The sequence below is a fragment of the Serratia sp. YWN4 genome (genome assembly GCF_055790845.1).
In genome coordinates this window covers 4273563-4294653 of the sequence record NZ_CM147696.1, presented here as the reverse complement: position 1 = coordinate 4294653, position 21091 = coordinate 4273563, and the positions used below count along the sequence as shown (strand labels likewise).

The window sequence follows — 21091 nt, the reverse complement described above, 5'->3', positions numbered from 1 at the left end:
TAATGCCCCACGTCGAATTAAGAGTTCGGCTTGGGGCATTATCCCTTTAGCTCAATTAGGCCGGATTACTGCTGCTGAGCCAGTTTATTACTGTCACAACCGGTGCTCTTGCACTCACGCTCCACGCTTTTCAGGAAATTAATCCGGCTCTGCATGGTTTTGTTTGAGCAATCGAGGAATAGACGCGCGCCGTCGCTGCATTCGTTATCCCGGTTTTGCAGCCACTGGACCTGCGATTGTTTTAACGTCTGTTTTTGCTGCGGATTCAGCAAACCCATCACTTTCTTGTATTCCACATTCAGTTCCTGATCCAACTGAACCATTTCCAGTGACGCACAGTAGGTTCTGTCATAAGCATTACGTGGGTTATCGCAGCCGCCCGCCAGCGCGGCGGCGGAGACTAACAGCAGTGAACATCCCAGAATCGTTTGTTTAATCACGTTGCACTTCTCCTTGTTTTGTCTTAATCCGCGCACACAGTAAACCAATGCTGTGCATTGGAATAGCTTGAAAAATTATCAGTGAATAGTGGTTCACATAAAAAAGCCCTCTTTACTGCTAAAGAGGGCTGGGTAAGGGGAAGGGCAATCAGGCTTCGGCTTCAGCCGCTACCTTGTTTTTGTCGGAGTTCATACAGCTGTAGATGACCGGCAGCACCAATAGCGTCAGCACTGTCGCAAAGCCTAGGCCGAACATGATGACCACCGCCATGCTTTGGAAGAAGGCGTCGCTAAGCAGCGGTGCCAGGCCCAGCACGGTGGTAAAGGCGGTCAGCAGGATCGGGCGCAAACGCGAGGTTGAGGCATCGATAATCGCTTCCAGCATCGGTTTCTCCTGGCGTTGCAGGCCGATCTCCTCCACCAGCACAATCCCGTTACGGATCAACATACCGCTCAAGCTCAGCAGGCCGATCAGCGCCATAAAGCCAAACGGAATACCGGTGAGCAGAAAGCCCAGCGTGACCCCGATCAGCGCCAGTGGGATCGTCAGCCAAATCGCCACGGCGTTTTTCAGCGAACTGAACATCAGCACGGTGATAATGAACATGATCACAAAGGCAACCGGCAGGCTGGTGAACAGCCCGGCCTGTGCCTCTTTGGTGCTTTCATAGTCGCCGCCCCATTGCAGTTCATAACCGCGTGGCAAAGTGATGGCCTCAATACCCGGCTTGATGCGTTGTAGCAATTCAGCAGAGGTTTCGCCGCTCTGGGTGCTTGGATCGGCCTGCACCGTCAGGGTACGCTTGCGATCCAAGCGCATGATTAACGGATCTTCCCATTCGGTTTTAAAGCCGCTGACCACGTTATCGATAGGAATAAACGCCTGCCGTGCCTGGCTCCAGATCATCACGTCGTTCAGCCGTTCGGCATTCAGCCGTTCAGAATCTGGCGTTCTCAGCACAATGGGCATCAGCCGGGTTCCATCGCGGTAAAGCCCTACCGTGACGCCGCCAAAGCTCATACGCAATGCGCTGTCGATTTCGCGTTTATCTACCCCCAGTTCGCGGCCAAGATAATCAGAGAACTGCGGACGAATCACCTTGCTGCGCTCCTGCCAGTCGTGCATCACGCCATCGGCATTCGGATCTGAGCTGGCGACTTTCTCTGCTTTGGCCGCGAGCGTACGCAACACGTTCGGATCCGGCCCAATAAAGCGCGCTTCGATCGAGCTGTTGTTGGAAGGGCCGAACATGATGCGTTTGGCCTGTGCATTGACCTGCGGGTAGTTCTCGCGCACATAGGTTTCGATTTGGCCGATCATGCCGGGGATCTGGTTCAGCTGTTTGGCCCGCACCATCACCTGCGCATAGTTGGAGTATTGCCGCTGTGCGTTATAGGTGAGCATAAAGCGCATTGCGCCCTGGCCAACGGTGACCATGGTATCGCTGACGGTCGGCTGCTCCTTGATATGCTGTTCGATCTGGGCGGCGATCTTCTCGGTATAGGCGATATCGGTGCCATACGGCAGCCAGATATCGACAAAGAAGATCGGCGTGTTGGAGGGCGGGAAGAAGCTCTGGCGTACGCTGCCAAAGCCGACCACCGAAGCCACCATCAGTGCCGCCAGCACTGCCAGGGTAACGGCACGCTGGCTCAGCAGTTTGCTCAGCAGGTTGCGGTAGACGCGGAACAGCCAGCCATCGTAAGGGCTTTTGGCCGACTCGCCCTCTTTCGGCTCGGCGATTTTCTGTTTTTCAAACGCCCATTTGGTGAACACTGGCGTCAGCGTCAGCGCGGTAAACCAACTCAGCATCAGCGAGATCAGCAGCACCTGGAACAGCGACTTACAGTATTCCCCGGTCGCGTCGTTAGACAACCCGATCGGTGCAAACGCCAGAATGGCAATAATGGTGGCCCCCAGCAGCGGGAACATGGTGCGTTTCACCACATTGCTGATGGCTTGCAGGGTGCTTTCGCGCTGTTGCCGCCCCACCAGCACGCCTTCGACAATCACGATGGCGTTATCCACCAGCATGCTCAGGGCGATCACCAATGCCCCGAGTGACACCCGTTGCAGTTCAATGCTGAACAGCTTCATGATCAACAGCGTGCCCAGTACGTTCAACGCCAACGAAGCGGCAATTACCAAACCGCTGCGCACCCCCATGAAAATCAGCAGGGTGCCGACCACGATCAACAGGGCCAGCAGGAAGTTCATGATAAAACCGTTTACCGCCCCTTCTACCTCATGGGACTGATCGTAGAAGACGCTGATATCCATCCCCGCCGGGCGTTCGGCTTGCAACTGGGCTAAACGGGCTTTGACCGCTTCCCCCACCACGATCACGTTGACGTTCGGCGTAAAAGAGACGCCGATAGACAGCGCAGGCTGGCCGTTGGCGCGGTAAATATTGTTAGGCGAATGGGTAAAACCCTGGGTGATCGTTGCGATATCCCGCAGGTACACGCTCTTGGCGCTGCCCGGTTCGCTGATCAGCAGGTTGCCCAATTCCTGCACGTTGGAGAACTCTCCGGTCGGATGCAGCCTGATCGACTCGCTGCCAACCAGCAGATCCCCGGCGTTGGACACCACGTTCTGCCGGCTCAACAGATCGAATAGCCGCTGCGGGATAATATTGGCGGCGGTCATCTGAGCGCGGGAGATTTCGATTTGAACTTCTTCCGGCACGATACCGACAATCCCGACCTTACCGACGCCGGGAACCACCACCAGTTCACGGCGCAGCAGTTCGGCAAAGTTGCGCAGTTCCTGATTGCTGTAACCGGCCCCATGCAGCGAGAAGAAGAAGCCATATACGTCACCGAAATCATCATTGACGATCGGTGGGCTGGAGCCCGGTGGCAAACGTACGGTGGCATCATTGATACGACGGCGCAGCACATCCCAGATTTGTGGCAGCTCTGCCGCACCATATTCAGCGCGAATATTGACGGTGATCTGCGATAGCCCCACGCTGGAGATGGAGGTTACGTTGTCGATATAGGGCAGTTGCTGGATGGCGTTTTCCAGCGGCAGGGTGACTTCCTCTTCAACCTGCTGAGCAGAGGCACCTTCGTAGCGGGTGACCACCACCGCCGTTTTAATGGTAAAAGCCGGATCCTCCAGCCTGCCAATATTCAGAAAAGCAATCACACCGCCAATACCCAGCAGCAGGATCGCCAGCCAGATACGGGTGCCGTTGTTGATGAAGTTCTCTGTCAGTTTCATTACAGACCTCGCTCACGAACCCAGGCGCGCACTTCTTGATTTGGGCGCAACTCACGAGTACCGGCTGCTACGATCCGTTCGCCATCGGCCAGACCGGAAACGATCTGAATACCATTGGCGGTTAATTGCCCGGTTGCAACCTGGCGGGATTCAACAAAGAGTTTCCCATCCTTTTCTTTCACCACCCACACGTGTGGCTGATTACGCGGGGTATTATCCGGGTTAAATACCGCTTCTACGGGCACCACTACATTGCTGCTTTGCGCCGCGTTCGCCAGGTTACCGAGGTTTATTTTTACACTGCCGCTCATGCCGGAAAGCAGAGGCAGATCTTGCGGGCGAGCCATGGTCAGCGTCATTTGGTAGGTCAATGATCCTGACGTGGTGCTAGTGGTGTGTTCTTTATACTGAGCGGCGAATTCACGGCCTGGTAAATTATTCAGGATGACTTTAGGTTGGTACTTCGCATTATCCGCATCAATGATGGTAAACAGGTTTTCAGGAATGCTGAAGATAACATCCAGTGAATCCAACGCGTTCAAGGTGGCGATAGGTTGACCTGCCGGGATCACCTGATAGTTACGTGCATTAACCGCAGCGATGATCCCTGCAAATGGCGCGCGGATTTGCATGTCGCTCAGTTCTTCCTGCGCGAGCTTCAGCGCTGCCCGGGCGGAGTCGCGAGCGGCACGTTGTACGTCGAGCTCGGCACGCGGAATGACATTGCGTGCGCTCAGCGTGGCGAAACGGTTGAACTGGGCCTGTGCCAAATCGAAGGTGGCCTGGCGATCTTTGAGGCGCAACCGGGCATCATTGCTGTTAAGTTCAGCAATCAACTGCCCCTGGCTGACTCGTTCACCTTCACGAACCAGCAACTGTTGCAATTGACCGGGGCGTTTAAAGGCCAGATCGGTTCTATCACCGGCCACGATCCTGGCGGGGAAAATGCGCTCGCCTTGCTGAGCATTGTTAATAACATCAAAGATGCTGACCGGACGCACGTTTTCGTTATTTTCAGGCGTCCCTCGGTCACAGGCGGAAAGGAACAGTGTGAAAAGCACAACGGCAACAAGTTTTATATTCACGATGCAATCTCTTAGGATCAGATTTTAAGGGAGCGACGATTTAACTTATTGACCAACAGGCGCTGCCTGCGCTGTGGTTTATCGCTCGTCTGGGCCTGCTCCGGCCCTCTATTCACGCACGCAATGGCGAGAATATAAACGACTCGTGGCATCTGTTTGGATGGGTAACAGGCAACAAGTTAAACTTTCAAAAAGGGACAACCACACAATGATCATCAGGGAACCTAAACGATAGGCGGATCACACAGCCACCCTCCCGTCTCCTTCTGCACTCAGAGCCAACAACGTCACCGACTTTATCCTCCTCTGTATGCTACTGAATTTGAACATTGCTCTTACGAGCGTAGGTCATAACTCCGCAGGGCGACAGTACAAATCTATTATTTCCATGGCCCCGTTGTGGCACTCAAGGCCGCAATCGTTTCCTTCAGTTTCAATCACTCGCAGCTTTTACAAGTTTAGTGCGCCTGCAACCATTGAGATGAAATTATCTTCATCAGGTTACCGTTTTATGCTGTCCAGACTCGCGTTAACGGGAAGTGAGAAAGTTTATGATGTGGCGATGAATCTGGAAGGAGCGTGTGACACCTCACGATTGGGTTGAGATTTGTCCATTCAATGAAAGGGCTGAGACCGATATCAGGCTGAGATTTTTCTTAATAAGAAGAGGGTGCCGGCATATGTGGCTGCTTTGGCTGGCTGAATACACTCAATTAACGGGTGGGCTTTCCCCTACAGTTCTAGGTATCGATGCTGCGAGGAGGGGAGGTTCTATCCTCTGTAAATGCCGACGGGTACGTTATCAGATTTCCTTTAATATTTTAGAAATATCACTGTTGATAGATTTTCTTTGTAAGAAATATCCTGTATTAGTGTTTATCAATATTTTAGCTAATTAAAGGTCTTTTAATAATATAATGGTTTTTATTTAAGAAAATATGAGAAACATCCTGTATTAATAATTAAACAGTTTATGAATAGGGTGTTATCTGTGAGAAAAATTATATTGATCTGCCTTAGGCGTCACGCTATCCTTGACGTCAATGCAGATGGAATGTAAATAAACCCTCCCCAATCCTACGCTTTAATAAAGGCATATTTGTTGTGCCTTTATATCAAGCGTAGATTTGTTCTATCATAATGATGAGCAATACTAGGGTTGGTTTTATTTCACTTTTTATATAAGGATGATGTTGTGAAAAAGATTAATTTATTTGAAGCGAATGCAATCGTTGGCGGCTGCTGTGACAATACCTGTACTGTTCAGTACGTTAAAGCGTCTGCAACTGTTTGTAACGCAGTAACCACTTGCGTAGACAAAAATGGTAAAGTTGTAAGCACTGCTTCTGCGCCAACTGCGCTGACTAACTGTGGCAACTTGGCTCCATAAGTTAAGCATCAGTTATCTATATTTTAGTATATAATTCAGTGCTGATGCGATAGGAATTTTCGCATCAGCCTGTTTAAGTATTGTGCTTTTAAATGGACAGGGATGTGATTGCTGCTGGTGTTATCAGTAGCGCAAGCGTGCTAAAAGACAATGATTGTCCCTCCTGTTATAAGAGCTAATAGATATGCCTTTTTAGGACGTCTTGTTTATGTTCAAAAAACCCCTGTATCTTATCGCTTACACCCTTTTAGTTATTGTTATATCTTCTCTGATAACAACGGCCTATTTCCATTATTTCATTCTTAATCAGAATCATGATAATAGTGCAGATCAGAGCAGTTTGCATTCAGTTAGTGCTCAAGAGGTGCAAAACAGTCCAATAAAGGACGAGAACAGCATCATCGAATTGTTCTCTTATGCTTGTCATTATTGCTCAGTCAATGAAGAAAATGTTGATAAGCTGGAAGCGCGCATGCCGCAAGGTTCCAAGCTGATCCGTCTGCACGTCAATGGCGATCAGATGGGCGTCTTCTCGAATACGGCACCGTTGTTTGCCACGTTGACCGTGATGGGCATTGAACCACAGCACCGTGAAAGCGCGTATAAAGCCGTTATTAAAGATAAAATTGATTTGGGCAACCCGCAAAATCGCGATCGCTGGTTGCAAGATAACGGTATCGATCTGGTGGCCTACACCAAAGCCAGTCAGTCGCAGCAAGTTAAAGATCTGCTGAATTATATGACTGACGTTGCCAAGTATTACAAAATCAATGCAACACCAACGTTTATTGTGAATAAAAAATGGTTGGCACAGCAGGATCGGGAATTCCCTCAGTTTATCGATAACCTGCTGTCGTTGTTGCAGCATGACAAGCCGTTGGAGCAATAATGCGTTTATTTGCCGTGTGGTTTTATTTGGCGTGGAGAAATTCTCTCACAACAATAGCGCGGAGTTTCAAGCCAATCCGCCGTGCGCACGGTAAGGTTATTTGTTGGATGCTGCGATATGGTGATTACCGGTTGCTACTTGGGCTGGCGGCCGTGGGCCGCTGGCTGAACTTAAGCAATCGGGGAGAGCGTTACCGTGCCTTTGTCGCAGCAGCCAATAAACAGTGTTTGATTGATGACGATCGCCAGGTCGATTTTGTCAAAATCAGTCAGCGCCGCCGCCTGCTGGAGCTGGCAGCCACCTTTGGCCAGAACTCACAGGTGATGGCTCAGTTGGAGCGTTGTAAAGCCGAACTTAACGCGGTGGTTGAACCCTTGCATCAGGCGGGGTCTCCCGTGGTGCTGGCGCCGTTGCATATGGTTTCTGATGTGCTGGCTGGTATGGTCGGTGGTGCTGCCTATCCTGGTCAGGCCACGGTGATCGTCTCTGCAAGCGCTGAGATCTACAATGAAAGAGCACGGCAGCAGGGAGGGGTTAACCTGTCTTACTGCTCGATCCATGATGATAATCGTGCGATTGCCGGTAATTTGATGTCGGCGATTATGGAAGCGGCGGATCATCAGCGTAATATTATTATCTTCCCCGATATCACGCCGGACTATACCGTGAATACCAATGAGGCTGAAACGGCAAAATTACATTGTAGATTATTTAATCGCCCCGCTAATATGCACAGTGGCGTTATTCGCATTGCCAGAGCGCTGTCGGCACAGGTGGTTTTTTATTATTTGTATTATGACAAAGAAATAAAAATTCATATTTATCCGCCGGTGCCTGCGCGTCGTTTAAAAGCAGAGCTGCCCGATATTATTGAAGCATCAATCACCCGGCATCCAGAAGACTGGCTGCTATGGCACTCACATTCGTTATTTTTTATCAATGAATAACCTGGAAATTTAAGAAGTCAGATCATGGAAAAGATAATCCCGACGCTGGTTTTTCAAGGCGAAACGAATGAATGTGGGTTGGCCTGTATCGCCATGATGGCCGAGACGCAGGGTATCAGTGCACCGCTGGAGAGCTTGCGCGAGCGTTATCCGGCTTCACAGCACGGCACCTCGTTGGCCACGCTGTGTACCATTATGTCGGAATTGGCGATGCCTGCTTACCCGGTGGCATTTGAGCATGACGAACTGGCCGAGTTACCTTTGCCAGCCATTCTGCATTACGGTGCCAGCCACTATGTCCTGCTGGCCTATCGTAAAGGGAATTACGTCTGCGTCATGAACCCGGCGATTGGTCAGCAACTGTTGCCGATAGAGTCTTTAAAGCGGGAAATCAGCGGCTATGCGCTGGTGTTGGACGGAGAGACGCAGGCCGATCCCCAGGCACTGGCCAACGTGAAACGCAGCACGCGCTCTCGCGCAATGGAGTGCATGAGCCTGAAAGAAACCGCAGGCATTCGCGGTATTTACCGGCTGATGGTGCTGGCGTTTCTGATTTCATTAACCCTGTTTATCATGCCAACGATGGTCAGCAGCGCCATCAACAAAGTCTTCTCCTCGGCGGGGGAAACCGATTTTCCGTATTTCTACTTCCTGCTGGCGTTTGTGGTGTCGACCACGCTGGCGTTTGCCGTGCGCTGGATCACCGAGCGGTTTATCAAACGTTTTGTGGTGGTTAACAGCGTGGCTGGTTTCTCGCGCTTACTGAGTAACTCGCTGAACTTTTTCGATAAACGTGCGCCGGGTGAGGTGTTCAGCCGTTTTGCCAACTGGCAAATGGCCTCAGGGATCAAAATCGAGTTGGATAACGGCCTGCGTACCGACTGGATCATCGGCGCGATCGCCCTGGCGGTGATGTGTTACATGAGCCCGCTGTTGGCGATGGTGTCGGGTATTGGCGTCACGCTGATGGGGTTGGTCAGCGTCTGGGCAATTTATCGCGATCGTTTCTACACCCAGCAGATGCAGGTCAAAACCGCCGAGCAGAGTGACTTCATTCTGGAAAGCATTCAGGGCTTTTCTACCATCAAATCGGCCGGTCTGGATAGCCAGCGCAAGAGCCTGTTTGCCAAGTATGCCCTGTCATTATTTACCTGCCGTCAGCAGCAGAAGATTTATGAGCAGGTGAAAAGCAGTATGTATCAGATGATTGGCAGCCTGGAGATGGTGTGCTTTATGTTCCTGGCGTTGCCGCTGCTGAAAAACGGCACTATTACGCTGGGTCAGTTCTTTGCCTACAGCTTTGTGCGTGAGATTTTTACCTCGTACATCACCAAAATTTTCTATGCCATCCTGCAGAAGAACCAGCTCCACGTGATCGATACCCGCGCGCGCGATCTGTTCCCACCGTTGCCTGAGCGTAATGAGTCAGATGATGCCGTTCCTGCTCCGATCCCGACGTTCGCTTCACAATTGCGCTATCACAATATTGCTTTTGCCTATGATGCCCAACAGCCGGTGCTGAGGGATCTGTCGCTGTCGCTGAAACCCGGCCAAAGTATCGCCATTGTGGGTGAGTCGGGGGCAGGTAAAAGCACCCTGCTGAAAGTGATGACTGGCCTGATGGCCCCACAGCAAGGAGAAGTGCTTGTGGACGGCGAGCCGGTCGATTACCGCCAGGTCTACTCTCTGTTCTTCCTGCAAAGTCAGGAAGATATTCTGTTTAATGCCTCGGTGTTGCAGAACATCACGCTGTTTGATGACCAGTTTGATGAGCAGAAACATCGGCGTATTGAGCACTCGCTCAAGGGTCTGAACTTGACGCCGGTGGTGGAGAAGCTGCCGGGTGGGCTGAACGCCCTGATCCGTGAAAGCCATGCCGGGCTGTCATTAGGCCAGCGCCAGCGCCTGCTGTTAGCACGTGCGATGTACAGCGATTGCCCGGTACTGGTACTGGATGAACCCACCGCCAATCTGGATGAAGACACCGCGCATCGGGTGATGACCACCCTGTTGGCGCACTGTCGTGAATACCATAAAACCCTGATCACCGTTACGCATAGCGAGAGTGTATTGCCGATGTTCGACCAAGTTTACCGTATGTCTAGTGGCCGCATGGAGCGCGTCTCTGCGGAATTTGAACCTCAACCCGCTCTGACTGCGGCGGTGTGCTGATGAAAACGACCATGGCAAGATTGGATAAACGAAAAGTGCGTGTGCTGCTGATTTCCTTGCTGGCGTTGGCGGCGCTGATTGGCGCAACAATCTGGTATTTCAGCGCGCCGAAACAGGCCAATACGTTAAATACTGCTGTGGTTACGCATGGCGATATTGAGAAAACCGTGTTGGCCACCGGCATCCTGAAACCGGCATTGCAGGTGAGCGTCGGTGCACAGGTTAACGGGCAGTTGACCAAATTGTATGTGAAACAGGGCGATCGGGTTACCCGCGGGCAACTGTTGGCAGAAATTGATCCCAGGTTACAACAGAACGAATTACGCAACTCGGAAGCAGCACTGCAAAGCGCTCTGGCCCAGAAACAGGTGACTCAGGCGACGCTGCGCCAGTATCAGCAAGAGCTGAAGCGCCAGCTAAAGCTGGATCGTGACAGATCCGGCGTTAAAAGCGATCTGGAAAAGGCGCAGGCGCTGTTCCAGACTCAGGTAGCGCAGTTAAAGGTTAACGAGGCACAGATTGTGCAGGCTGAGATGGCGCTGGAAACTGCCAAGGCTAACCTGGGGTTTACCCGGATCGTGGCGCCAATCGACGGTGAAGTGCTGGGGATTGTCACTAAAGAAGGGCAAACCATTGTTTCGTCACAGACCGTGCCAACCATCCTGGTACTGGCCAATGTGGATACCATGACGGTTCACACCCGTATTTCTGAAACCGACATTCTGAAAGTGCGCGTGGGGCAACCCTTATGGTTTTACGTGGTGGCGGATCCCAAACAGCGTTATGACAGCGTAATGGGTTCGATTCAGGAAGCGCCGAATGACGCCCTACAGGAAAGCAATTTACCGACTTCGACTAATCAGCAGCCTTCAGCGGTCTATTACAACGGTATTTTTGCGATTGCCAACCCTGAACGCGTACTGCGTACTTCAATGACCGCGCAGGTATTTATTATCACCGAACAGGCGAAGAATGCCTTGCGCGTACCGATTGCCGCTTTGGGGGCACAGCAGGAGAAAGATCGCTACCAGGTACAGGTGATGGAGGGTGACCGACAAGTGTCACGCTTGATCCACGTAGGGACCAACGACAGCCAGTTCGCTGAAGTGAAAGAAGGGCTGAAAGAGGGCGAGCGCGTGGTGTTACCGCAGCACTCTGTCGGGAGCGTTGGTCATGGTTGATCAAAGATCGCCACTCATTGAGCTGCGCGGTATTTCACGCCACTTTATCTCCGGGTTGCAGACGGTTGCGGTGTTGAAGAATATTTCGCTTACCATTCAACGTGGCGAAATGGTGGCGATTATGGGGGCTTCTGGTTCGGGGAAGTCCACACTGATGAACATCATTGGCTGCCTGGACAAACCGACGGAAGGTGAGATGCGTATTAAAGGCATCTCAACGCAATTGGCCAGCAGTGAACAACTGGCGCAATTAAGAAGCCAGTACATCGGATTTATTTTTCAGCGTTATCACCTGATGCCGTATCTGAGTGCGGCAGAGAACGTCGCTATTCCGGCACTGTACACGGCGATGCCGTCAACGGAACGGCAGACGCGCGCCGAATACCTGCTCACTCGGCTCGGGTTGCAGCAGCGTATGGAGTACAAACCGGCGCAGCTTTCGGGTGGGCAACAGCAGCGGGTCAGTATTGCTCGTGCGCTGATGAACGGTGCTGAAATTATTCTGGCCGATGAGCCGACCGGTGCGCTCGACAAGGCCAGCGGGCAGGAACTGATGGGGATCCTGCATTCGCTGCACCAATCAGGCCATACCATTATCATCGTTACCCACGATCGCGATGTGGCCAGTCAGGCGCAGCGCATTATTGAAATCAGCGACGGTGAGATTATCGCCGACCGGCACAATGAAGCGGTACCGCCGCTGGAAAACAAACCGGCGATGCCGGTTGCGGCAGCCACCGGGCGCGCGCTGTTCTGGCAGAGCGTCAAAGAGGCGGTGAAGATGGCCTGGCGTGCGCTGCTTGGGCATCGGGTTCGGGCCTTTCTGTCTATGCTGGGTATCATTATCGGTATTTCCTCCGTGGTATCGTCCATGGCCGTCGGTGAAGGTGCCCGGCAAAGTATTCTTGAGCAAATCAGCCAGTTGGGTACCAGTACGCTGGAGATCCGCCCTGGTTTGGGCTGGGATAAACCCCGCCCTGATTTTGCCCGTTCTCTGAAGCTTTCGGACGTTGAGCTGTTAGCGCGCCAACCGTACGTCGATAGCGTTTCCCCGGTGATCAGCAATACCGTCACTGCCGTTCGCGGCGGGAAAGAGGTCTATGTGTCGCTTTCCGGTATCAGTGATGCCTATTTCCGCGTGCGTGGTCTGCGTTTCCTTTCCGGTAACAGCTTTACCCAAAACGATCTGGATGAACGGGAACCGGTGGTGATCATCGATCCCGATCTGCGTTCAACGCTGTTTGAAAACGGTGAGAAGCCAGAAGGGCAAATTATCCAGCTTGCCGGAGCACCCTATCGGGTTGGCGGCGTCGCTGAGCCTAAGGGGGGAAAATTCAGCGGCATGATGCTGGGGGCGTGGATGCCCTATACCTCATTATTGGAACGTATGTCTGGCAACATGCCGCTCGAATCGATCACCCTGCGTTTGCGTGACGGTTTCTCGCTGAGTGAAGCGCAAATCGACGTGGAGCGCTTGCTGGAGCAGGCTCATGGTCAGCGTGATTTCTTCACCCAAACCAACGATCAGATGACGCAGGCGATGCGCAAAGCGTCGGATTCGATGTCGCTGCTGATTACCGCCATTGCGGGTATTTCGCTGCTGGTGGGGGGGGTTGGCGTGATGAACATCATGCTGGTGTCGGTTACCGAACGGACTCATGAGATCGGTATCCGCCTTTCTGTGGGCGCGCGTCCGGCTGACATTATGCGTCAGTTCCTGATTGAAGCCATGGTGATCTGCTCGCTCGGCGGCATGATTGGCATTATTGGTTCCGGGATCGCCGGGTTGATTTTTGCCCAGGTCACGCAGCAATTCACCATGATCTTCACCTGGCCACCGATCGTGCTCGCCTGCGGGTTCTCGGCGCTGATTGGCTTAGGGTTCGGCTTTTTCCCTGCGCGCAACGCGGCGCGTCTTCACCCTACGGAGGCGCTGGCGCGCGAGTAATGATGAATAAAATTTCTCTGGCAATGATGATTTCGCTATTACTGACCGGCTGTGGATCCCTGGTGAAAAGTGATTACCAGCAACCGATGCTGTCGGTACCGAAACAGTGGCGGGTGCAAGACACCGGCTCCGGTTTTCTGCAACAGACCGATCACTGGTGGGACAATTTCAACGATCCGCAACTCTCGACGCTGATTGGCCGGGTGTTGACCAGCAACAACGATCTGGCGATTGCTGGCTTGCAGCTGCGGCAGGCGCGGCTGGCCGCCGGGTTGACCAATACCAATCTGACGCCGGATGTCGCGGTGAATGGCAGCGCCAGCAACACCAAGAATCTGCGGGAAAACCGCGAGCCGGTGGAGTCTTACGGGGCTTCGGTTGGTCTGAGCTATGAGCTGGATCTGTGGGGGAAACTGGCGCGGGCGCGTGAACAGGCTGAATGGCAAGTTAAAGCGTCGGAGCAGGATCGGCAAAACACCGCGTTAACGCTGATTGGTACCACCGCCCAGCTCTACTGGCAGATTGCCAACCTGAATCAGCAGATTGTGCATCAGCAAGCGGGCCTGGAGATCGGCAGGCAAACGCTGGAGATCGTCCAGTCGCGCTACGGGGCGGGTGGTGCCGGGCAGATCGATCTGTTACAGGCGCAGCAATCGTTGCTCGATCGCCAAAATCAGTATCAGAACCTGCTGCAACAGCGGGAGGCAGCACGTAATGCCATGGCGATCCTGTTCAACCGCTCGCCGACCGATCGCCAGCCTGAACGGGCATCATTGGATATGACGCAAAACGTCCCTATTGCGCAAACTCTACCGCTGGAAGTGATCTCCCGTCGCCCGGATGTGCAGGGGGCAGAGGCACGCTTGCGTGCCAGCTTGGCCGGTTCCGACGTTGAACGCCTGAGTTTCTACCCGACGCTGTCGTTGAGCGCCACTTTAGGTGCGGGCAGCGCCATCTTCCAGCAGTGGTTCAATAATCCGTACCGAACGCTGGGGGCGAACGCTGCGCTGCCCTTTATCCAGTGGAATACGGTGCAACTGACTATCGAAAAGTCGGAGCTGGATGTGCAGCAGGCGGCAATCACGTTTCGTAGCAAGGTCTACAACGCCCTGTCCGATGTGGATAACGCTATGACGCAGCGTTTGAGTTATCAGCAACAGCGCACCAATCAGCAACAGAATGCGCAGCTTGCCGAGCAGCGCTGGACGTTGGCGAAAAGCCAGTATGAGGCGGGAGCCGTTTCCTTCCAGGCGTTGCTGGATGCCGAAGATGCCTTGCTGACCAGCAAAATCAACCTGTCGCAACTGCAATACAACTATCTCAATTCCACCATGACGCTGTGGCTGGCATTGGGCGGCGGTGTGGAAAAAGACAATGATAGGAAAGGAATAAATCATGAATAAAGATGCTTTGCCACGTCGTGTGGTCGTTACCGGGTATGGCGCGGTCACCCCAATGGGGATGAGTGCGGAGCAAAGTTGGGCAGCCATGATGGATTATCAGCTAGGCTATCGTCGTTACGATAAATCCCACGCCGGGATCCAGTCATGTTTTATGGGGCTGATTGACGACGAGCCTAACCTGAAAGGGATCCCTGCGGCAATCCGCCGCCGTTTGCCGCGTTTTGCCCGCTTGGTGCTGGGTGCGGCGCGTGAAGCGATGGAGATGGCGTTTGATAGCGCGACTCCGGCAGATTATTACGACTTGCTGGATTGCGGCACCATTATCGGCAGCGGCTGGGCTGGCCAGGATGAAACACACAGCAACTATGAAGATTATCTGCGCACCGGGTTGGGATCGCCGTTTGGCTGTTTCCTGACCATGCCGAACGCCGCCACCGCGGCTTGCAGCCTCTATTGGGGCCTGCGTGGTTACCAGAATACCCCGATCGCCGCCTGTGCCACCGGGACTATCGCCATTGGGGATGCGTTTGAAGTGATCCGCAGCGGGCGGGCTTCCATGATGTTGGCCGGTGCGGGTGAGTCGTTGCGCACCGATGCCGCCGTTTGGAATATCGATATTCTGCGTGCGCTGGCGCGTGAGCAGGAAGATATCAAAAAAGCCTGCTGCCCCTTCAGCCTTGATCGCAACGGCTTCGTGCTGTCCGAGGGCGCGGCCGTACTGTGCCTGGAAGAGCGTGAAGCCGCATTGGCGCGGGGCGCGACCATTCTGGGTGAGATCAAAGGGTACGGCAACTATTCCGATGCCTTCGATTTCACCGCGCCTGCCGAAGACAAGATTGCCAGAGTGAAAACCATTCAGTCTGCGTTGAAACAGGCTGGCTTGGCCGCTTCTGAGATTGATTACATCAATGCGCATGGCACTTCAACGCCGCTCAACGATCTGAACGAAACCGAGGCGATCAAGCTGGCGCTAGGTGAAGCGGCCTATTCCACGCCGCTTTCCAGTACCAAGTCTTACTCTGGGCACCTGATTGCCGCGGCCGGTAGTTTTGAATCGATCATTTGCTTACAGGCATTGAAGCATCAACTGATGCCTGCTACCTGCCACCTGAATAATCCCGATCCGGAATGTGACCTGGATTATATCAGTGAAGGGCACCGTCCGGCCAAATTGCAGAACACGCTGAACCTGAGCTTCGGTTTTGGCGGTGCCAATGCAGCCTTGGTGATCGGCCAGGCATGAGCATGAACCTCAACTATACGGTACGTGATGCAGAAGAGTGGGCGGCCTTTTCCGGGGATTACAACCCGATCCATTTTGACTTGCAGTACGTGCGCAACATGGGGGCTGAGCAGTTAAGCGTTCACGGTATGCGTGCCATGTTGGATATGAAACGGCACCTGAGCGAAGCGCTGCTGGCTGCTACGCCACGGGAAGCGTTTTATACCTTCAGCACGCGCCTGCGCCGCCCGGTGCTGTGCCATACCCCGTATCAGTTACAGATTGCTGAAAGCGGTAGGCAAATCACCGGCAAACTGCTCGACAGTGCCACGCAAGAGTGCTGCTTCAGCAGCAAATTGACGGCGGCACAGCCGTTGGTGCAGGCGAACTGCGGGCAGGAGCATCGGCTACCTTTGGCCGAGGTGATGGCGCTTAGCCGGCAGTTCCCGGGGGAGGCGTCAGATGCTGCCCAGACCTGGGGGTTCTTCGACGCCTTACTCTTCCAACTGGTGGTGAAGTCACCGGAAACCCTGGCCATGGTGACTGACACCTTGCCGGAGCTGACGGCAGCAACGCTGATTGAGGTGTTTGCCCAGATCCCGGTAGTACAGACGCACCATGAAACCCAGTTCAGCGCGACATTATTGCGCCCCGATGCGCATTTTCACCTGGTGGATCATCTGGATTATGCCATCCAGCCGATGCTCATCATGGGCAACCGAGAAAGCGGTTTTGTATTACGTACGGAGATCCAGGCCAGAGTGCAACAGCAGCCGCTGATCACGACCGCAGTCACATTGAAAACATGGCCGTTGGCCGGTAATTAAATAAGGATATAAAAATGGAAAAGTACGAACAGGTATACAGCACCGTTTGCGAAATGATTTGTGATGCGAAAGATCTGGAGATGTCCGATCTGTCGCCTGAGATGCCGCTGCACCAGTTGAAATTGGACAGCCTGGACTATGTCGAATTGATGGTTCTGGCCAAGCGCGAGTTTGGCGCGACCTTGAGCGCCGAAATGTTTATCGATAAACCGGAAATGACGCTGGGTGAGCTGTGCCACATGTTGGCAGAACAGCCGAAATAATTCCTATGACTAAACAATGGGTATTAGTGACCGGCGGTAGCCGGGGCATTGGCCGTGCGCTGGTGGAAGAGCTGGCAACACAGTGGAATGTGGTATTTACCTGCCGCAATAGCCAAACGCAGAGTGCTGAAGTGATTGCAGCCTGCGCCGATTTACCCGGCTGGGTAGAAAGTTGCGTCTGCGATGGCAGCGATGAAGAGGCGGTTAATCGGGTTGCCCCTGAGTTGCTGGCGCGTTTCGGTGCGCCTTTTGCGGTGATCCACAATGCCGGTATCACGCTTGATGGTTTGCATATTCAGCAGAACGGCGACAACTGGCGGCAGGTGATGGATACCAATCTGAACGCCATATTCTATTGGAACCGGCACTTGCTGCCAGCCATGTTGGCGCAGGGGGAGGGGGCATTGGTATTGATGTCTTCTGTTTCCGGGGTCAAGGGCAACATTGGGCAAACGGCCTATGCTGCCACCAAAGCGGCGATGATCGGCATGGGGCGATCACTGGCGCTGGAGGTCGCACGCTTTGGCATCCGGGTGAATTGCCTGCTGCCGGGCATTATTGAAAGCGATATGACGGACGCCATCCCCGCCGAAGCGCTGAAAGCGCTGCGCAAGCAAATCCCACTGCGCCGCTTGGGGAAAGCCAATGAAGTGGCTCGTGCCGCGGCATTTATGATTGGCGATGACAGCCGCTATATGACCGGGCAAACCCTGATACTTGATGGCGGTTTGACCGTCTGAGCCCGTGTTTTGCCTATTACTGTGGTGGGGTATCTCACGTACCCCACCTTTCTTTTAAAGCCCGATCTTCCCTTCTGTTACACTCCGCGTATTTCAAACGGCCTGCAGATACGATTATGCCGAACAATGAAAATCGATAAATATAATAGGTTTTATTGGGTTTATTCCCTGTATAAAACAAGAATAATCCTGTTTGTGGTGTATTGTTTATAATAAATAATCGCAACGAATTAATTATTATGGTTATTAATGGATTTTCTTTGCTATTGTTGGTGTGGCGATTTGCTGGGATAATTCTTGCTTGTATTCCTCTGCGTTTTTTAACTATGCCTGGTGTGTTTTTTACTTTGGATCACAGGGTGGTAGATGTAGGTTTAAATCAATATTAGAATAATATGCTTTAATTCCCCCTGATCTGGTCGATAAAGTGTAATTTCTAATTCAATTATTTCATTGGTGCCAGTGATGCCTCGATATACAAATATTCTTATTCCTTGATAGAAATAAATATACGGCAAAAAACATGGACATAACAAAATGGTTCTACTAGATTGTCTTCGCCTGCTGCTTATTTTTCTGTGAAGGATCGGTTCCTATGGCAGGTATTCAACATGATTTTTCTTATCCAGAGTTTAAATTAGGTTTATCTATATTATTTCTATTTCCTCGGATGGAGATGTTATTCATGAGTAAAATAATTAGCTCGATAGGCAATACCTCATTAAACCGCCTCACGCTTGCCATTCTGGGCAGTCTGGCGTTCAGTTCCAGCCATGCGGCCGATCTACCCACCGGTGGTGCGGTGAAATATGGTAGCGGCACCATCAGCCAGCCTGCCAGCCAACAAATGCAGATCAATCAGAGCAGCGATAAGCTGGCGATTGAGTGGCAGAGCTTTAATATTGCCGAAGGCAACAAGGTTAATTTCCAGCAACCGACCAGCAACTCGATTGCATTAAACCGGGTGGTGGGAACGGAAGGCTCCAAGGTGATGGGGCAGTTAAATGCCAATGGCCGCGTATTCCTGGTTAACCCGAACGGCGTGCTGTTTGGCAGCAACGCTCAGGTTAACGTTGGCGGGTTAGTGGCCTCTACCCAAGACTTAACCACCACCAACTTCTCTCTCGGTAAATACAACTTCAGCGGCGGCAACAGCCCGGCCAGCGTGGTCAACCAAGGCACCATTACTGCTAAAGACGGCGGTGCGGTGGTGTTCTTGGGCGGCCAGGTGAGCAACCAGGGGAATATTCAGGCCAACCTCGGCAGCGTGAAGTTGGCGGCCGGTAAAGCCACCACCCTGGATTTTGGCGGTGACGGGCTGGTGAATATTCAGGTGACGGGTGCCGCGGCCAATGCGCTGGCAGAAAACAGCGGCTTTATTCAGGCCGATGGCGGCCAGGTAGTGATGAGCGCTGCCTATGCCAACAGCAACGTGTTGCAGACTGTGGTGAATAATACTGGCACCATCCAGGCGCAAACCCTGAGCAATAAGTCGGGCAAGATCGTCCTGAGCGGTGGGCAGCAGGGGCTGGTCAACGTGGACGGTATTTTGGATGCCAGCACCGCTGACCAAGGCAACGGTGGCAATATCGAAACCAGCGGCCAGTCAGTCAACGTCAGCGCCAGTGCCAGCGTTGATACTCGTGGCTTCGGTGGTCAAACAGGTACCTGGACCGTGGCTGCCGATAAGCTGAACGTCAATGACAGCACCAGTAGCAATAAAGTCTCGGCCCGTGCTGTCACCAACAGCCTGCGCACCAGCAATGTTGAACTGATCAGTAACAGCAGCGATCTCACGCTGGCCAACGATATCAGCTGGAGCACGGCCAACCAGTTGCTTCTGGCGGCACAGGATAACATTGTGCTGAATGCCAACCTGAAAGCCACCGGCAAAAATGCGGGTGTGGCGTTTATTGAAGGCGGCGACTATGTGCTGGCCAAAGGGAAAAGCGTCACCCTTTCCGGCCAGGGTGCCAGCTTCAGCAATAACGGCCAAAGCTATACCGTGATCCAGAATGTGGCCCAGCTACAGGCGATGGAAAACGATCTGGCGGGCTACTATGTGCTGGGCAATACCATTGATGCCAGTTCGACCGCGCAGGGAGTGGGGTTTAGGCCGGTGGGGAGCAGTGCTAGTTTTAATGATGGGAACTCTTTTAGTGGTGTTTTTTCAGGATTGGGGAATACCATTAACCAGTTGACCATAAAACAGACACCTATCAGTACCTATGATTCTTCTGCATATTACTCTACGAGTTATATACCCGATTAACTTGAAGACGCTTGCTTTAGCACCTGAAAATTGTCATTCAGCCGGGACGATAATGAACCCGCCATCTCAGGGAGCGTTGTCGTAAAAAAGTTAAATATAGCCGTTCGGAAATCAGGCTTACTGGCAAAGTAACGGTTGTTCCTTGCACATTCGTGCATCAGCTTCCATAACCGTTCTATGGGATTCAAGTTGGGGCTGTAAGGTGGCAGGGAATGCAATTTTATATTGCAGACAAATGCCCAATCTTTGACCAGGTTTGTTTTGTTATACCCCGCGCCATCCAGAATAATATGAATTGGCTGCTTATAGTCGGGATAACATGTTCTTATCTCATTGAAAAATTGACAGATAGTGTATTCATTAATCGTTTCGTAATCATGAATGACTGGATGGGCAGCATCATTCAGATCCAGCGCGCCCAGAATGTTCATCCGAGTACGGCTTCCTGTTGTTTCAACAGTCTTTTTTTCCCCTTTTTTTATCCAGCCGAAGCTCAGTTTTGTCGCCTGAGTCGGATGCACTGCATCCAGAAAAAGGATCGGTTCACCTCTCGTGGCAACTTTTAATTCTTCATAATATTCAATGAACTGTTGCTGTTTCTCTTCACTGAATTTATGGGGTACGCCTGAGGGTTTCTTATAGCTGAAGCCATGCCGGTGCAGCCATTTGTTCATTCCTGGGACGCTGTATATGACACCCCATTTTTGTGCCACGTAGGCCACAATCTGGACAGTATGATGGAATAAATGTTGAGTTAAGTGGCTGATAAGCTGTTCGGTTTTTTCTGTGCTGAGCATGCCATCAGAGCCACCATTTTCGGGTTTCAACTTCCCTTTATTCAGATATTCGCTGATATGGTGGTCAACAGTGGTCTGATGCAGGCGCAGAGCCTGAGCAATCATGACCGAACTCCAACCTTCGGAGGCGAGAAGTACGGCTTTAATACGATCGCAAACGTGTTTGTCCCGGCTGGAATCATGCCGGCGTTCGAGTTCGATTTTTTGCTCAGCGGTGATAAATATCTTCATGGGATGAAAGCATGATCCTCTTCATCAACAAAATCAAGCATCTTCAATGATCACG

The 21091-nt window shown here is 52.4% G+C and carries 16 protein-coding genes; 12 read left to right on the top strand and 4 right to left on the bottom strand.

Going from position 1 to position 21091, the window contains the following annotated elements:
* Positions 1 to 65 precede the first annotated feature (65 nt).
* The 3 genes from ACX9GT_RS20120 to ACX9GT_RS20110 form a co-directional block, all read right to left on the bottom strand.
* Positions 66 to 440 carry a lysozyme inhibitor LprI family protein gene (locus tag ACX9GT_RS20120; RefSeq protein ID WP_473188405.1) on the bottom strand — a complete coding sequence of 125 codons (375 nt, stop codon included), beginning with the start codon at positions 438 to 440 and terminating at the stop codon, positions 66 to 68.
* 148 nt (positions 441 to 588) lie between these two features.
* Positions 589 to 3669, bottom strand: coding sequence for an efflux RND transporter permease subunit (locus tag ACX9GT_RS20115; protein ID WP_473188404.1), 3081 nt, complete (start codon positions 3667 to 3669; stop codon positions 589 to 591).
* Positions 3669 to 4754, bottom strand: coding sequence for an efflux RND transporter periplasmic adaptor subunit (locus tag ACX9GT_RS20110; protein ID WP_473188403.1), 1086 nt, complete (start codon positions 4752 to 4754; stop codon positions 3669 to 3671). Before ACX9GT_RS20110 ends, ACX9GT_RS20115 begins: the two co-directional genes overlap by 1 nt.
* A 1195-nt stretch (positions 4755 to 5949) precedes the next feature.
* Between ACX9GT_RS20110 and ACX9GT_RS20105 the strand changes: the two genes are divergently transcribed.
* The 12 genes from ACX9GT_RS20105 to ACX9GT_RS20050 all read left to right on the top strand — a co-directional run bounded on the left by ACX9GT_RS20105 (position 5950) and on the right by ACX9GT_RS20050 (position 20008).
* A complete protein-coding gene (locus ACX9GT_RS20105; protein WP_473188402.1) occupies positions 5950 to 6144 on the top strand; it encodes a DUF4762 family protein in 195 nt (64 codons plus the stop codon).
* 208 nt (positions 6145 to 6352) lie between these two features.
* A complete protein-coding gene (locus ACX9GT_RS20100) occupies positions 6353 to 7033 on the top strand; it encodes a DsbA family protein (protein WP_473191647.1) in 681 nt (226 codons plus the stop codon).
* Positions 7033 to 7980, top strand: a complete 948-nt coding sequence (locus tag ACX9GT_RS20095; RefSeq protein WP_473188401.1) for a lysophospholipid acyltransferase family protein — start codon at positions 7033 to 7035, stop codon at positions 7978 to 7980. The genes ACX9GT_RS20100 and ACX9GT_RS20095 overlap by 1 nt, the downstream gene beginning before the upstream one ends.
* A 24-nt stretch (positions 7981 to 8004) precedes the next feature.
* Entirely contained in the window at positions 8005 to 10152 is a 2148-nt protein-coding gene (locus tag ACX9GT_RS20090; RefSeq protein WP_473188400.1) for a peptidase domain-containing ABC transporter, read from the top strand.
* Positions 10153 to 10163: 11 nt separating this feature from the next.
* The gene (locus tag ACX9GT_RS20085; RefSeq protein ID WP_473191646.1) at positions 10164 to 11333 is read left to right on the top strand and encodes an efflux RND transporter periplasmic adaptor subunit; all 1170 of its coding nucleotides are present in this window, start codon (positions 10164 to 10166) and stop codon (positions 11331 to 11333) included.
* The gene (locus ACX9GT_RS20080) at positions 11326 to 13281 is read left to right on the top strand and encodes an ABC transporter permease (protein WP_473188399.1); all 1956 of its coding nucleotides are present in this window, start codon (positions 11326 to 11328) and stop codon (positions 13279 to 13281) included. The genes ACX9GT_RS20085 and ACX9GT_RS20080 overlap by 8 nt, the downstream gene beginning before the upstream one ends.
* Positions 13281 to 14684, top strand: a complete 1404-nt coding sequence (locus ACX9GT_RS20075; protein ID WP_473188398.1) for an efflux transporter outer membrane subunit — start codon at positions 13281 to 13283, stop codon at positions 14682 to 14684. Before ACX9GT_RS20080 ends, ACX9GT_RS20075 begins: the two co-directional genes overlap by 1 nt.
* The gene (locus tag ACX9GT_RS20070) at positions 14677 to 15927 is read left to right on the top strand and encodes a beta-ketoacyl-[acyl-carrier-protein] synthase family protein (RefSeq protein WP_473188397.1); all 1251 of its coding nucleotides are present in this window, start codon (positions 14677 to 14679) and stop codon (positions 15925 to 15927) included. Before ACX9GT_RS20075 ends, ACX9GT_RS20070 begins: the two co-directional genes overlap by 8 nt.
* 2 nt (positions 15928 to 15929) lie before the next feature.
* Positions 15930 to 16733, top strand: a complete 804-nt coding sequence (locus ACX9GT_RS20065) for a MaoC family dehydratase (RefSeq protein WP_473188396.1) — start codon at positions 15930 to 15932, stop codon at positions 16731 to 16733.
* A 14-nt stretch (positions 16734 to 16747) separates the two neighbouring features.
* Entirely contained in the window at positions 16748 to 16996 is a 249-nt protein-coding gene (locus tag ACX9GT_RS20060) for an acyl carrier protein (RefSeq protein ID WP_473188395.1), read from the top strand.
* 5 nt (positions 16997 to 17001) lie between these two features.
* Positions 17002 to 17736: an SDR family oxidoreductase gene (locus tag ACX9GT_RS20055; RefSeq protein WP_473188394.1), complete on the top strand. Its 735-nt coding sequence runs from the start codon at positions 17002 to 17004 to the stop codon at positions 17734 to 17736.
* Between the two features lie 685 nt (positions 17737 to 18421).
* Positions 18422 to 20008, top strand: a complete 1587-nt coding sequence (locus ACX9GT_RS20050) for a two-partner secretion domain-containing protein (protein WP_473188393.1) — start codon at positions 18422 to 18424, stop codon at positions 20006 to 20008.
* On the opposite strand, the gene ACX9GT_RS20045 is transcribed toward ACX9GT_RS20050, so the two are convergent.
* Positions 20005 to 21036 (bottom strand): IS630 family transposase, encoded by a 1032-nt coding sequence (locus ACX9GT_RS20045; protein WP_473187389.1) that lies wholly within the window; start codon positions 21034 to 21036, stop codon positions 20005 to 20007. The genes ACX9GT_RS20050 and ACX9GT_RS20045 overlap by 4 nt on opposite strands.
* Positions 21037 to 21091 lie beyond the last annotated feature (55 nt).